Below are 13,688 nucleotides of genomic sequence, written 5' to 3'. Positions count from 1 at the left end.
AAATAAAATAAAAGTATTTTATCAATGTTTTATTTAACATTAAGCACTTAAAGTCTAGATTGTCGTAATCAATTGAAATACGGAGTGATAAATATATCGCAACAGGGAATCTGTTATTTATGCGCCTACCGTCGGCCAAGCAAGCGGATCCCCCGGGCAATAATCTGAAGATCGTTCCAAACCCTGTAATCGCGGGCGTAAACAATGTTTAGATTGTCGATGGTTGCCGGATTGTCAATTGGTTTTCGTGCAAAATCAACTGGATTCAGCACACCATTTTTAATTTTCGGGAACTTGTGACTGAGGGGGATCGATAGATTATAACCCACCCAGCTTCGGCCTCCGGCGAGAACTGAAACAAGATTTTTAATAAAACCGAATGGTGAGCGAATCACAAATATTAGAATGGGAGAGAAAATTAATAGCGCAACCGAGACATTGATGTCCACAAGCCGCTTCCGGCGCAGATTCTCAGGACGAGAAATATTATTGATGTTGTAAACATAAAAATCGCCCGGATGATTGATATTGTTGCTGCCAATAATGTATAAACTCTCCGGTGGCGCAATTTTAAACTCAATTGTTTTTTGTGTAAAACCAGACATCAGACTGATAATGTCTTGTGATGAAATATTTTTTGCGCAAAAAATTATTTCATTAATTCTGTAAATGTGCACAATCTCATCGAGCTGCGTGATTCTGGCGCCTTCAGCACTTCCTGCCCCAACATCATCAGGAGACACATAATGAATATAAGCAATCTCAATCCCCGATTTCTCAAGAATAGAACTCACTCTGGTTGTTTCTGACTGTTCACCCACAATGACAATTCTTTTGGCTTGTTGTCCCGAAAGGGTCATATCTCCTATCTTTAGCCAATTCATGAAAAGGCGGCTCAGAATAAAATAGATCATTGTCCATGCGGCACCCAAAAGAATAATCGCGCGTGAAAACCGGTAAGCTTCGGGCAGCAATGAATATCCGATCAGAATAATTCCACTACCAACAACAACACCCTGAGCAATCTTTCCCAGCCGTATCGGTCTGTCATAGCCACCATTCAAAAACACTGAAAGCATCCAAAGGAACGTATAGGTTGCTACTCCGGAAATAAGTAAACTCACTGGGAACTGCCCCCCGTTTGGGAAAATCACATTGCGCTGCCACAGTTCGCTGATAACAAATATGCCTGCACCTACAAAAGAGAGATCAATCAACGGTAGAAATACTTTTTTCAAAAACCTCGAAATAAGCGCCAATCCGGCTCTGAACCAAATAGCCAGGTTTATTAAAGCAATGAACATCCGTAGCTTTTCCTGCGCATAATGTTTGCGCGCGAATATGATCATCGCATTGTAAAATACGAAAACATAATTGGCCGAGCTCTTTTTGGTCGATTCGCCTTTATAGTGAATAATCCGGGTTTCAGGATAATAGTAGTTCTTATAACCGGCTTTCAGAATGCGATAGGAAAGATCGATGTCTTCGCCATACATAAAAAAAGTTTCATCGAGCAAGCCGGTTTTATCAAGCGTTTCGCGACGCAACAGCATGAATGCGCCACTCAGCACATCAACTTCGTGAATTTTCTGTTTATCGAGATACGAAAGATGGTATTTGCCAAACCGCTTTGAGCGCGGGAAAAGTTTTGACAGACCGAAAATTTTATAAAATGAAACTTCCGGTGTCGGCAATCCACGCTTCGATTCCGGCAAAAAATGTCCTTTGCCATCCACCATCATCACACCCAGCCCGCCCGCATCTGGTGTGCGATCCATAAAATCAATCACTTTGGTGAAAGTCGTTTCCTCCACAACCGTATCAGGATTCAACAGCAGTACATATTCTCCCCTGCTCTGCCAAATAGCCTGATTATTGGCTTTTGCGAAGCCCAGATTTTCCTTGTTGTCAATTAAAATAACCTCGGGAAATTTTCGATTCACCATTGGCACCGATCCATCCACGCTGTTATTGTCTACCACAAACACTTCGCTTTCAATTCCAGTCAGAGCCTGCCTCACCGAAGCAAGACACTGCTCGAGAAAATGCTCAACATTGTAGTTGACTATGACGATCGATAGCTTCATTAAGGACAAAAATAGTTATTTAAGCTGAAATCAAACGGATATCAGCACAAAAGTTGATCTTGATAAAGAATAAATTAAATCAAGCATTATTCACTGAAAACTCAGAAAGGTAAATCGTCGCCTTCGCTGATTGAAAGGTCGATTCCACCTGAAGTTGGTGTGTTCTGTGCCACGTCATAATCGGGCATGCGGTCCTGCATATCGCCACCAGCTTTTTCAACTTTCCAGGCCTTAACACTGGTGTACCAGCGGCCGTTGAATTCGCGGCTTTCGATGTCTGCTTCAACCCGTACTTCCTCACCCTGTTTCACATTGAACTGCTCCACTTTGTCACCGAAAATGGTGATACATATTTTTTTCGGGTATTGTCCCGGTACTTCCAGAATGAAATCCTGGCGCTTCCATGTGCCATTCTGTCCCTGCCCGCTCGCAACCTCGAGCACCTGAATGATTTTTCCTGATAATTCCATTATAATTTCTTTTGAACAAAAATAGTAAAAATCGTTTTTCGGATTACAACAAATGTGTTTTTTTATTCACAATTGAAGGTCCCTTACTTTGGCGCGGCCCCGGCATCACTCTGGCGCGGATTTGCAATCCGTGACAGAGAAGTTATCCAATGCCTTCAACCGTTCCAGCACAGGCGGATGGCTGTAATTCACGAAAACATAGTACGGATGCGGCGTCGGATTACTAAGATTATCGACAGACAGTTTGATTAATGCATCCGCCAAAGCTGTTGTGTGAGTGTGTTCCCATGCAAAGCTATCTGCCGCAAACTCATGGCGGCGCGAAATGATGTTGGAAACAATACCAATGATTGTCGAAACCGGACTGAATAATAAAGCAAAAACCAGCAACGATCCGTGCAGCGATGGCTCCATGTCGAGTGCAGCTGTAAATTCAGTTCGGGTGAGCAGAATATTCAGCAGATAGAGCATACCCAGATTGAGAGCCGCACTCATCAGGAAACCGACTGTCACATGTTTCATTTTGTAATGACCAATTTCATGCGCGAGCACAGCAACAATCTCTTCTGACGTATGCTTCTCGATGAGGGTGTCATAAAGTACAATGCGTTTCTTCGGTCCAATGCCGGTGAAATAGGCATTCGATTTTGTTGAGCGCTTGCTGCCATTGATGACGTAAATATTTTTAAGGTTAAAACCATTTGTCTGCGCAAAATTTTCAATCGCGTCTCTGAGTTCACCTGCCTCAAGTGGAGTTTGTTTGTTGAATAGCGGCACAATAATATTGCTGTAGAACATGGTCATCAGCAGCGAAAACAAGGTAAGCACACCCCAGGCCAGCAGCCAGAAATAATCAGGTATTGAGTAATAAATTTCAGCCAGCAGCCAGAAAATTCCACCACCCAAAATGACCGACATGATCCAGGATTTGACTTTATCTCCAATAAAAATAGCCGGAGTCGATTTATTAAACCCGTATTTCTGCTCAATAGTGAAAACGGAATAATATTGAAAAGGCAATGACAGAACATCTGCTCCAAAAAGCAGAATGCCAAAAAACACGAGGGATTGCCCGATCGGATGAGTCCATATATCTGCAGCCAGTTTATCAACCAATGCAAATCCGCCGGAAAAAAGCATTACAAGTATTAAAGCCAGCTGAAAAAATGAAACAATGTGAGAAAGCCGGCTTCGGTCAAATGAATAGTCACGTGCTTTCAGAAATTTTTCCTGTGTAAAAACAGACGCAATTCTTTCCGGAACGGTTTGAGGCCAGTTTCTTGAATTGAGCACCGACAGCCAAGTGTCGAAGATGCTGTCAAAAAGAAGAAAAGCGATAATCAGCGTGAATATGAGATTTTCCATTAAAATTGCTGATTAGGAAGGATATTTTTCAGATTCGCTCACTTCTTTTATTGTAACACCTGCCGGAACATCAAATTTACCGGCAGGAATGTCAATGTTCACTTTTAAGTTTAATGCCTCCATAGAGACTTTAATTCCGGATACCGTTGAGATTGACTTCAATGGCAGACCTTCCCAAATCCAGACTTTCATGTCGATTTCCTGATCATTGACCATCTCTTTCTGGCTATATATTTTGCATTCTTTACCAAGGAAATCTTCGTTGCCTTCGAATACAATATTATACATTTTCAAATCGTCATTGGTCAATGTTCGGTAATTGTAACTGGCCGACGCGGAATCATCGGACAAAGCCATCCATGTGCCTGATTTCGAAATCATATCGATATTATAAACCATTGAATCCTTTACAATATTCAACTGATGTATCTGCTGCCCAAGCATGGATGACTTTATTTCGCTCAGTGTAACACGCCCGAAATCATCAAACCACATCGTAATTTCCTGGTTAATGCCCATTGTTGAAGAAGTGTAAACAATTACGCCGGTTTTATAGCCAAACTGATCTGAATCCGAGGGGGCTGTTGCCGGAATTTCTTTCAAAGAATCCAGCATGGAATTCACTTTTGCCTCGTCTGGTTTGTTACCACATGAAACAATAAAAAACAGAAAAACAGACAGAATGAGGAAAATATTTTTCATAGATAGAATTGATTACAAACGGTACCTGGTGTGCAAAGATACAAACGCGAATATATCCCGGGCAAAAACATTAAAATCGTTGTCGAGTTCATTGTAATACTTTACGAGATATTCAACTGTATCGGGAAGTGCATTTTCAAAATGCGTTCTTTTGTTAACGCCGATGAAAATATCATTCAAACCATCAAATGATTCATACATCCCAAACCAGTTATCCTGCATGAGTTTTCTGGAAACTTTCTGGCTTTTTGGGGGCAATGTGTCCATTCGTTCGTCCAGCAAGGCATAAAATGAATTGATTTTCTTGACCAAAGGAACCTTCACAAACTGAATCCAGTTTTTGATCAGAAAATGATCGTACAAAATATCGACAGCCACTGGTGCATACTTCGCATGAGAGGGTTTAAGCAAAGCCACACTGTGTCGCACAGCAGGATGCATATCGCTGTAGGCATCAATGGCTCTGTGCATCAACACGCCTTTCAACACAGGATTGGGTAGTTCATTTACGATTTTTGTCCCTCTGATATGATCAGCAATGTAATTCCCGATAATAATATCAGGATTTTCACCACTTAAAACCAAATGAAACAAGTAATTCATGATGTAAAAATAATTCAAATTTGTTTTATGTCTCCAAAAGAAAAAAATTAATTATTTTCGTTGCAGAATAAAAAGAAAAGCAAAATATGCAAAAACAATTGTTATTAGGCGATGAAGCCATTGCGACGGGAGCCATCGATTCTGGCATTTCGGGCATTTATGCCTATCCAGGGACTCCCTCCACTGAAATCACAGAATACGTTCGCGCGAGTAAAGAAGCAAAGCAGAAAGGAATTCTGGCGTCTTGGGGTGCTAACGAAAAGACCGCCATGGAAGCAGCTCTCGGAATGTCATATGCCGGTAAACGGACCATGGTATGTATGAAACATGTCGGGCTCAATGTAGCAGCTGACCCTTTTATGAACTCAGCTATTACCGGTGTAAACGGAGGAATGATCGTTGTGTCGGCTGACGACCCTTCCATGCATTCATCACAAAACGAGCAGGATAGCCGCGTCTACGGAAAATTTGCCAATGTCCCCATTCTTGAGCCCTCAAACCAGCAGGAAGCATATGACATGGTTCATTATGGTTTCGAACTCAGCGAAAAGTTCAAAGTTCCGGTTCTGATGCGCATCACAACACGTCTGGCTCACAGTCGTTCCGGTGTTGCCCGGATTGAAAGCCGCAAGCAAAACGAGCTGTCACTTCCCTCAGATCTTCGTCAATTTGTATTGCTGCCCGCCATTGCCCGCAAGCGCTACAGCATGCTGCTGGCAAACCAATCCGGGTTTCGTAATGAAAGTGCTACTTCGGGATTCAATCAGTTGATTGACGGCCCCGATAAATCGATGGGCGTGATCGCATGCGGTATCGCATATAATTACCTGATGGAAAACTTTCCTCAGGGATGTCCGTTTCCGGTGTTGAAGATTGGTCAGTATCCACTGCCTGTGAACCTCGTCGAAAATCTGGCCGACAATACTGAACGTATTATGATTCTGGAAGATGGATACCCGATGATCGAAGAACTTATTGCCGGCCTTTTACACCGTGGTATTAATGTCTCCGGACGTTTTGACGAACGCATTCCCCGGACCGGAGAACTCAATCCGAACATCATTGCCCGAGCCTTTGGAATGGCCGATACTCACGGACTTCCATCTCCTGAACTTATTGTCGGCCGTCCACCCTCCATGTGTACTGGCTGCCCGCATATCGATAGCTACAATGCCATGAATGAGGCTTTGCGCGATTATTCAAAGGGTCGTGTTTTCAGCGATATCGGTTGCTATACGCTGGGTGCTCTGCCCCCATTTGAAGCCATCAATAGCTGTGTAGACATGGGTGCCTCAATCACCATGGCCAAAGGCGCTGCTGATGCAGGTCTTGTTCCCGCTGTTGCCGTTATTGGCGATTCGACATTCTGTCACAGCGGAATGACAGGTTTGCTTGATGCTGTTATTGCCAAATCACCCATCACCGTTGTTTTACTTGATAACTCAACGACTGGTATGACCGGAGGTCAGGATTCTGCTGCATTTGGAAGAGTGAAGGATATTGTGACTGGGCTTGGAGTGGAACCCGAACATATTCGCATTCTGAAACCGTTGAAGAAAAATCACGAGGAAAACACGCAGATTTTCAAAGAGGAACTTGCATACAACGGCGTTTCTGTGATTATTCCTACCCGCGAATGCATCCAGACACTTAACCGCAGAATGCGTGAGAAATTCAAGAATAAAGCAAACTAATTAAAAAAGGAACATGAAAAAAGACATCATATTATCAGGCGTCGGCGGACAGGGAATTCTTTCCATTGCTGCCACCATCGGGCTCGCTGCAGTTGATAAAGGCTGGTATCTCAAGCAAGCTGAAGTACACGGTATGAGCCAGCGTGGTGGTGACGTCCAGAGCCACCTGCGCATATCGGAAGATGTGGTTCATTCTGATCTGATACCAATGGGTCAGGCCGACATGATTTTGTCGGTAGAACCAATGGAGTCACTTCGTTATCTGCCCTATCTTCACAAAGACGGATGGTTGATTACAAATTCAAAATCGTTTGTCAATATTGGAAATTATCCGGAGCTTGAAAAAATATATTCGGAGATTAAGAAAATTAATAATCACATTCTGATCGACGCAGACGAAATTGCTACGAAACTGAATGCTCCAAAATCAGCCAACATGGTGGTGCTAGGGGCAGCTTTTGCATTTCTCGGGATAGAAAGAAATTACTTTGAAAATGCTATTAGAAACTTATTTGGCCGTAAAGGCGAAGAAGTTGTTGCAACAAATATTAGTGCCTTTAATGCAGGCGTAGAATTTGCCCAGCAATACATTAAAAAGTAAATTCAATCAAATTAATATCACTTTTTTCGAAAAGCACGCCATTGAGCGTGCTTTTTTATTATACTGATTTACAGTCGCATATCCGACAATAAACGATTACAAACATTTATAGTCGAAAGTAAGTACTTATTAACCGACTCGGCCGAAAAGGTCACCGTTACTTTGCACCGTCGGAAGTCAATCAATCCGGCTAACTAAAAAAACTTTTTAAACAACTAAAACTAACACGTATGAAAAAGAACAATGAAACAAAAGTGATTGAAATGAACGAAGAACTCGAAAACATCGACCTCGTACAGGAAAATGAAAAAGAAACATCTACTGCTGCTCAGCGCGAAATGAATGTAGTTGAACTATGTGGCTACGTAGGATTCGATCCTGAAGTGCAGGATTTTGCAAGCGGGAAAAAGAAAATCAGGTTTAAACTTGCCACACATCGCACCCTCCGCACCGACGGAGAAGGGGAAGGACAGAAAATCACGAACTGGTTTCCGGTTGTAGTTTGGAACAACACCGCTGAAGAAGCGCTCACATGGTTGCGTAGGGGCAATAAAGTGAAAATCAAAGGTTATCTGAACTACCGCACCTGGGAAGACAAAGACGGCAACAAGCGTAATATGTTTGAAACAGTAGCAACAGAACTATTTGCCATTCCGGCATAATTGCTTTCTTTAATTGGGTCTAAGCGCCGTTTCCTGAAGGGGAGCGGCGCTTTTTTAAACCATAGGCTATCTTAAAAAAACTGTTTTATGAAAAAAGAAGAAATCACGGAACTCTTTAATAAATTTGAAAATGCCTGTTATGTATATCAGGATATTGAGTGCTGGAGCGCCAGAGAGCTCATGGAAATACTCGGATATACTAAATGGGAAAACTTTCAAAAGACAATTGACAAATCTAAGCAATCTCTGGAAAACGTTGGTGAGAGAGCGCTAGACCATTTTCCTGACGTCAGGAAAATGGTCGTAATTGGCTCTGGTAGCGTAAGAGAGCTTTCAGATATTGCGCTAACCCGCTATGCATGCTATGTTGTGGCGCAGAATGGTGATCCCAATAAACCCGAAATAGCATTCGCACAAACCTATTTCGCTGTTCAAACAAGAAAGCAGGAATTGGTTGAACAACGATTATTAGATGTAGCCAGGGTTAATGCAAGAGCAAAATTGACCAAGTCGGAAAAGAAACTTTCCGAAATTCTTTTCAGTAAAGGAATAGATGAAAAAGGGTTTGCTCATATCCGTTCTCAGGGCGACAAAGCACTGTTTGGTGGAAAGGCTACTCTTGAGATGAAAAAGAAGCTTCTTGTGCCTGATTCCAGGCCAATGGCAGACTTTCTACCTACCTTGCTGATCAAAGCAAAAGATTTTGCAACAGAACTCACCAGTCACAACGTTGTAGAAAAAGACCTGGAAGAGTGTGGCGATATTACTGAAGAACACATCATCAACAACACATCTGTCAGAAAAATCCTGCTGAAACGCGGCGTTAAGCCTGAAGATCTGCCTGCCGGCGAAGACATTAAAAAGGTGCAGCGAAGGATTGACAGCGAGACAAAAAAAGTAAAATCGAATGCTTCAAACACAAAATTAAGAAAGAAGAAAACTAAGGTTTAATAAAAGCTACAGTTGAATGCCTTTCCATTTGGATGGGCATTTTTTTTAATTTGCACGAATTTCTGGCTCATTTGATTCATTCATTTGCCTGATTAATGCTTTTTGAACAACAGACTTCCGGGTAGCATAAATAACTGCAGCCACCATAGAGCTTGTTGCGAACACCAAAAATATAGCTTGTATGCTATAAAATTCAGCCAGATAGCCAATCAGAAGTGCCCCCAAAGGCGTTACCGTCATAAAAGACATTCCGTAAAAAGAAATAACCCGCCCAACCATTTCAGGTTTTGCCATGGTTTGCAAAAGAGTGTTTACTGAAACATATTGCGCAATCATTGCCCAGCCACAAATAATCAAAAGCGCCATACTTAAACCAACAATACTTGAATATGAAAATAAGGCCAGCCCACCTGAAAACAAAAATGCAGCAATAAGAATATAACCGGGGAAAGATTTCAAAGATCGCCGCGAAGCAAGAAACACAGCTCCAATTAAAGCTCCAGCCCCGTAACAGCCGGTTAATATCCCATATAAGCTACTGTCTCCATTAAGAATGTCTTTGGCAAAGACCGGTAAAAAACTTTGAAACGGTAAAACAAAAAACCCGGTAGAAATAATAAGAATAAGCATGTATTTTATTGGCTTAAACCCAAATGAGTATTTAATTCCTTCCGATAAATCTTCAAAAACAGATGTCTGATTTTGTGCTTTTGTAATAAAAGCCGTGTGTATAAAAAACAATGATGCAATAACCCCGATAAAGCTTATTGCATTAATCATAAAGCACCATCCTTCGCCAATCATCACAATTAAAATACCGCCAATCACAGGTCCAATAAAGCGCGCTGTATTGAACAACATTGAATTTAATGCAATGGCGTTCGACATTTGCGAAGAATCATCAACAATGTCCCTGATAAAGGCATGTCGAAAGGGCGTATCGATGGAATTAACAACCCCTGAAAGCACGGCTAAAATAATTATCTGCCAAATTTCAACCACATCAGAAAGCACCAGCAGCGCCAACGCCAGCGATAAAATCATGGAGGCAATCTGAGTTCCGGTGATTACATTTTTGCGATTCATTCGATCGGCAAAAACGCCCGCAAAGGGTGTGATGAATAAGGATGGAATTTGTCCTGCAAAAGTGACAATCCCAAGCATATAGGCACTGCCAGTAAGGCGGTAAACCAGCCAGCCGGTAGCGACAATCTGAATCCAGGTGCCCATTACCGAAAACAGCATTCCAAAAAGATAAATCGCATAATTGCGTGATCGCAGCGCACGAAAAGTGAACGTTGCCCGGAACAGATAATTCTTTATTTCGGACCAGGGGAGAATCATGAAGCAAAGTTATGAAAGTTGAAACGATTACCATTTGCAAAAATGCATAATTTGTCTTTTACTGCATCGCACCGCGCGCTTTCAGAATCCATTTTGCTTCGTCGAGCGGACTGATTCCTTTGTATGGTCTGATCAATCCAAGCTCATCGGCACAAGGGCGATAACCTGAAAATCGGGTTGTGATAACAGCTTTTCCGCCGCTACGAGAACTGAGTTTTACTGAATAATCCGGCGAAGTAGCTACTGGTAGAAAACCGGTTAGAATGAATTTTCCGTTGTCCATTTCCGGACTTTCAAATGTGCCGCGCATCTTTGTAATATCAGAAGTAATCAATCCAAGCAACTCTTCGGATGCCTTGATGCGAAATGACACGAACGGCTCCAGTAGCGTAGTTCCTGAATTGACAAGTCCATTCATTATACCCATTGGAGTTGCTATCACAAAGTCGCCGGGTCGCGAATGTACTTCGTGATCTTCCCCTTCAATCAACGTTATGCGGATATCGGTCACTTCCCATCCTTTTATCCCCTGCTTCAGGGAGGCAGCAATGGTGCGCTCTACCTCGTTCTGATATTTCTGCGCTACATCATCAACCCCAATCTGGCTTTCATAAACAACACCGCTACCCGGCTCGCCTGGCTCAATGCGAAATTTCAAAATAGCCCAGCAAGGTTTAGGCATCCAGTAGCGAACAAACCCTTCAGACACTGAAGTGGGCGTCTCTTTATAAATGACGGTTGGATTTTCAAATTTTGCCTCAAGACCAAATCGATCCAAAAGAATGCGCTCCAGCACTTCCATCTGAATCCAGCCCATGATGCTGATGTTCATTTCGTTTTCCTCGCGCAACCACTCGAAATTCAGCGATGGGTCTTCGATATACAATTGTTGCAATGCCACGGCCAATGCACTATAATCCTTTTGATTAACTGCTTTTACCTGAACAGTCAGCAGAGGCATCTGCAATTTCTGAAAAACTATATTTGCTGTAACGCGCTCTCCAAGCCAATCTCCGATATTAGCACCATCCAATCCACAGATTCCGGCAAGGTCACCTGCTTCGACCAATTGGATTTCTTCATGCCGGTTTCCGGCAATGCGTCTTATCTGAACAACTTTCTCATCCTGCCCGTTGCTGGCATTACGAATAACTTCGCGGTTGCTGATGCATCCACTAAACAAGCGCGCATGCGCCACTTTCCCCATCGTTTTGTCATGACTGATTCCAAACACCAGTGCTTTCAAATTCGCAGAAACATCTCCTGAAGGCGCAGGCAGATATGTTACTGCAGCATCAAGAAGCTGAGTGATCCCAATATTAAAACTTGCAGAACCAAATAATACCGGAAAAATATTTCGGTGAATTACCATCGAAGCCAGCTGCTGATCAAGTGTTTCAAAAGGAATGGTTATTCCCTCCAGATAAGATTCCAATAATGCAGCTTCACCTGAAACAATTGTATCAATGATGGTTTCAGGCATATTTTCTGGACCCCAGATCTCCGAAATATTCGCATCATTTGAACCGATATTATATACTGATTGAAGGCAAAGCGGGTCGATATGCCATTCCTTTTTCATTTCCAGAAATATCGCTTCAATGTCGGCTCCAATCCTGTCAATTTTGTTGACAAATAGAATCGTTGGAATTCTGCGTTCTTTCAATGCGTTCCACAATGTACCGGTGTGGGCCTGAATACCTTCGGCCGCAGAAATTACCAAAACAGCTCCATCCACAGCACTCAGCACACGCTCCACATCGGACGAAAAATCAACGTGGCCGGGCGTATCTACCAGATTAATACGAACATCTTTCCATGAAAAAGAAGTATGGGCCGATCGGACCGATATGCCTCTCTCCCGTTCCACCGCAAGAAAATCAGTATGCGTTGTTCCTTCATCTACGCTACCAGGTTGTTTTATCATTCCGCTGTGAAAAAGCATCAGCTCCGTTATGCTGGTTTTACCGGCGTCGGCATGCGCAAGGATGGCTATATTTCTGATTTTTTTCTTCATCGTTTCGAACTGTGTTTTGCTATAGCAGGATTATTCAGATACTTTTCTCCAAAATACTGCATCCGGAACCACAGTTCAAATGCGGGATCCAGAAAAACATGCTTGCCGTTTTCCAGATCAATAATATCATTTTCCATGAGAACAATTCTGTTTTTCTGAACATTCCGTGGAGTACCGAGCCGGTATTTCTGCATCACCGCAGCACTGGTAAGACGCGTTTCGTTGCAGGCAACAGCTTTGAGAAAATTCAACTGCGTAACACTGATGGATTCGGCATCTTTCTGATATAGCGGCGAGTTTGCATTAAGGAGCTCAACCAATGCTGCTGAAAGTTCTTCCAGTCCAGCTGCTTTCTCCGTTTTTTGCCAGGTATAATGCGCCAGTTGCTGCACATACCAGGAATGATCTTTCATTAATGCTGGAATTTTCCGGGCCATCTCAGGATGAATGGTTTTACCTGATTTCTTAAATCCATCCACAATAAAAGTAACCCATTTTTCAGTAGGAATTTTATTCAATAACATGATGTCTCCAAAGCGATAGAAAGGCTTTGACGAATTATTGAAAATGTCAGTCATCATGTGGCGTTTGCTTCCAAACAAACAATAGGTCGCGTTTTTTTGACGCTGCCATACCGATCTCATCTTTTTTTCAAAGCCCGCAAAACCCGCAAAAGAAGCCAGATTCTGAAATTCATCAAGACAAATGATGCAGGGTTTCCCCAGCTTGACGGCCATTCTCTCAGGCAAATTCAAAATCTCGTCGGGATATTTGTTCAGCTCGGCCCAATTAAAACCAATCCTAAAGTCAGTCTGAGGATCGACTCCAATTGTTATCTGAGGAATTAACCGGGAGAAAAATTCTTTTGCAGCTTTCACCCAATCCTGCCATTTTGTTGAAGAGGCCATAATGACCTCCCTCGCAAACAATTCGAGAAATTCTTCGCCCGATGATGCAGAAAACAGATCAATCTGAACAGCAATGATATTTTTGTTTTTTGTTTTAATATCATGCATAACCTTCTCAACCAAACTCGATTTGCCCCAACGCCGCGGAGAAATAATGGTTGTATTAATCCCTTCCGTCAAATTATTGTACAGCTTTTCTGCATCTTTTTCCCGGTCAGTAAATGACTTTAAACTGACTGTGGTGCCATAAATAAACGGAGTGTTTTTCATAATTATCTTTTTTT

12 protein-coding genes are annotated in these 13,688 nt (G+C 42.4%); 4 read left to right on the top strand and 8 right to left on the bottom strand.

All coding sequences use genetic code 11. The features are described 5' to 3' along the window. Positions 1 to 125: 125 nt before the first annotated feature. The 5 genes from A2W93_02580 to A2W93_02560 all read right to left on the bottom strand — a co-directional run bounded on the left by A2W93_02580 (position 126) and on the right by A2W93_02560 (position 5,227). On the bottom strand, positions 126 to 2,087 hold the full coding sequence (locus tag A2W93_02580) for a hypothetical protein (protein ID OFY53555.1): 1,962 nt from the start codon (positions 2,085 to 2,087) through the stop codon (positions 126 to 128). Between the two features lie 101 nt (positions 2,088 to 2,188). Beyond that, on the bottom strand, positions 2,189 to 2,557 hold the full coding sequence (locus A2W93_02575; GenBank protein ID OFY53554.1) for a hypothetical protein: 369 nt from the start codon (positions 2,555 to 2,557) through the stop codon (positions 2,189 to 2,191). A gap of 105 nt (positions 2,558 to 2,662) precedes the next feature. Further along, a complete protein-coding gene (locus A2W93_02570) occupies positions 2,663 to 3,922 on the bottom strand; it encodes a hypothetical protein (protein OFY53553.1) in 1,260 nt (419 codons plus the stop codon). A gap of 12 nt (positions 3,923 to 3,934) precedes the next feature. Next, complete coding sequence (locus A2W93_02565; protein ID OFY53552.1) at positions 3,935 to 4,624, bottom strand: hypothetical protein; 690 nt, start codon at positions 4,622 to 4,624, stop codon at positions 3,935 to 3,937. A 12-nt stretch (positions 4,625 to 4,636) separates the two neighbouring features. Then, the gene (locus A2W93_02560) at positions 4,637 to 5,227 is read right to left on the bottom strand and encodes a hypothetical protein (protein OFY53551.1); all 591 of its coding nucleotides are present in this window, start codon (positions 5,225 to 5,227) and stop codon (positions 4,637 to 4,639) included. An 86-nt stretch (positions 5,228 to 5,313) separates the two neighbouring features. On the opposite strand from A2W93_02560, the gene A2W93_02555 reads away from it, so the two are divergent. The 4 genes from A2W93_02555 to A2W93_02540 all read left to right on the top strand — a co-directional run bounded on the left by A2W93_02555 (position 5,314) and on the right by A2W93_02540 (position 9,135). Further along, complete coding sequence (locus tag A2W93_02555) at positions 5,314 to 6,921, top strand: indolepyruvate ferredoxin oxidoreductase (GenBank protein ID OFY53550.1); 1,608 nt, start codon at positions 5,314 to 5,316, stop codon at positions 6,919 to 6,921. A gap of 13 nt (positions 6,922 to 6,934) precedes the next feature. Next, a complete protein-coding gene (locus A2W93_02550) occupies positions 6,935 to 7,522 on the top strand; it encodes an indolepyruvate oxidoreductase (protein ID OFY53549.1) in 588 nt (195 codons plus the stop codon). 338 nt (positions 7,523 to 7,860) lie between these two features. Next, positions 7,861 to 8,184: a hypothetical protein gene (locus A2W93_02545; GenBank protein OFY53728.1), complete on the top strand. Its 324-nt coding sequence runs from the start codon at positions 7,861 to 7,863 to the stop codon at positions 8,182 to 8,184. Positions 8,185 to 8,271: 87 nt separating this feature from the next. Then, on the top strand, positions 8,272 to 9,135 hold the full coding sequence (locus tag A2W93_02540; GenBank protein ID OFY53548.1) for a DNA damage-inducible protein D: 864 nt from the start codon (positions 8,272 to 8,274) through the stop codon (positions 9,133 to 9,135). Between the two features lie 45 nt (positions 9,136 to 9,180). On the opposite strand, the gene A2W93_02535 is transcribed toward A2W93_02540, so the two are convergent. Genes A2W93_02535 through A2W93_02525 form a run of 3 tightly spaced genes read right to left on the bottom strand, consistent with a single transcriptional unit; the run spans position 9,181 to position 13,674 of the window. Continuing rightward, positions 9,181 to 10,479: a hypothetical protein gene (locus A2W93_02535; GenBank protein ID OFY53547.1), complete on the bottom strand. Its 1,299-nt coding sequence runs from the start codon at positions 10,477 to 10,479 to the stop codon at positions 9,181 to 9,183. A gap of 58 nt (positions 10,480 to 10,537) precedes the next feature. Continuing rightward, complete coding sequence (locus A2W93_02530; protein OFY53546.1) at positions 10,538 to 12,496, bottom strand: hypothetical protein; 1,959 nt, start codon at positions 12,494 to 12,496, stop codon at positions 10,538 to 10,540. After that, positions 12,493 to 13,674, bottom strand: coding sequence for an ATPase (locus A2W93_02525; protein ID OFY53545.1), 1,182 nt, complete (start codon positions 13,672 to 13,674; stop codon positions 12,493 to 12,495). Before A2W93_02525 ends, A2W93_02530 begins: the two co-directional genes overlap by 4 nt. Between the last annotated feature and the right edge of the window lie 14 nt (positions 13,675 to 13,688).

The sequence above is a fragment of the Bacteroidetes bacterium GWF2_43_63 genome, assembly GCA_001769275.1.
Lineage (GTDB): Bacteria > Bacteroidota > Bacteroidia > Bacteroidales > DTU049 > GWF2-43-63.
This window is presented reverse-complemented; position numbering and strand designations above follow the sequence as displayed.

Excerpts from the sequence above, each read along its gene's own strand:
- A2W93_02550 (OFY53549.1), top strand. The coding sequence starts at position 6,935 with ATGAAAAAAGACATCATATTATCAGGCGTCGGCGGACAGGGAATTCTT.
- A2W93_02545 (OFY53728.1), top strand. The coding sequence starts at position 7,861 with ATGAATGTAGTTGAACTATGTGGCTACGTAGGATTCGATCCTGAAGTG.
- A2W93_02525 (OFY53545.1), bottom strand. The coding sequence starts at position 13,674 with ATGAAAAACACTCCGTTTATTTATGGCACCACAGTCAGTTTAAAGTCA.
- A2W93_02560 (OFY53551.1), bottom strand. The coding sequence starts at position 5,227 with ATGAATTACTTGTTTCATTTGGTTTTAAGTGGTGAAAATCCTGATATT.
- A2W93_02530 (OFY53546.1), bottom strand. The coding sequence starts at position 12,496 with ATGAAGAAAAAAATCAGAAATATAGCCATCCTTGCGCATGCCGACGCC.
- A2W93_02540 (OFY53548.1), top strand. The coding sequence starts at position 8,272 with ATGAAAAAAGAAGAAATCACGGAACTCTTTAATAAATTTGAAAATGCC.
- A2W93_02575 (OFY53554.1), bottom strand. The coding sequence starts at position 2,557 with ATGGAATTATCAGGAAAAATCATTCAGGTGCTCGAGGTTGCGAGCGGG.
- A2W93_02565 (OFY53552.1), bottom strand. The coding sequence starts at position 4,624 with ATGAAAAATATTTTCCTCATTCTGTCTGTTTTTCTGTTTTTTATTGTT.
- A2W93_02570 (OFY53553.1), bottom strand. The coding sequence starts at position 3,922 with ATGGAAAATCTCATATTCACGCTGATTATCGCTTTTCTTCTTTTTGAC.
- A2W93_02580 (OFY53555.1), bottom strand. The coding sequence starts at position 2,087 with ATGAAGCTATCGATCGTCATAGTCAACTACAATGTTGAGCATTTTCTC.
- A2W93_02555 (OFY53550.1), top strand. The coding sequence starts at position 5,314 with ATGCAAAAACAATTGTTATTAGGCGATGAAGCCATTGCGACGGGAGCC.
- A2W93_02535 (OFY53547.1), bottom strand. The coding sequence starts at position 10,479 with ATGATTCTCCCCTGGTCCGAAATAAAGAATTATCTGTTCCGGGCAACG.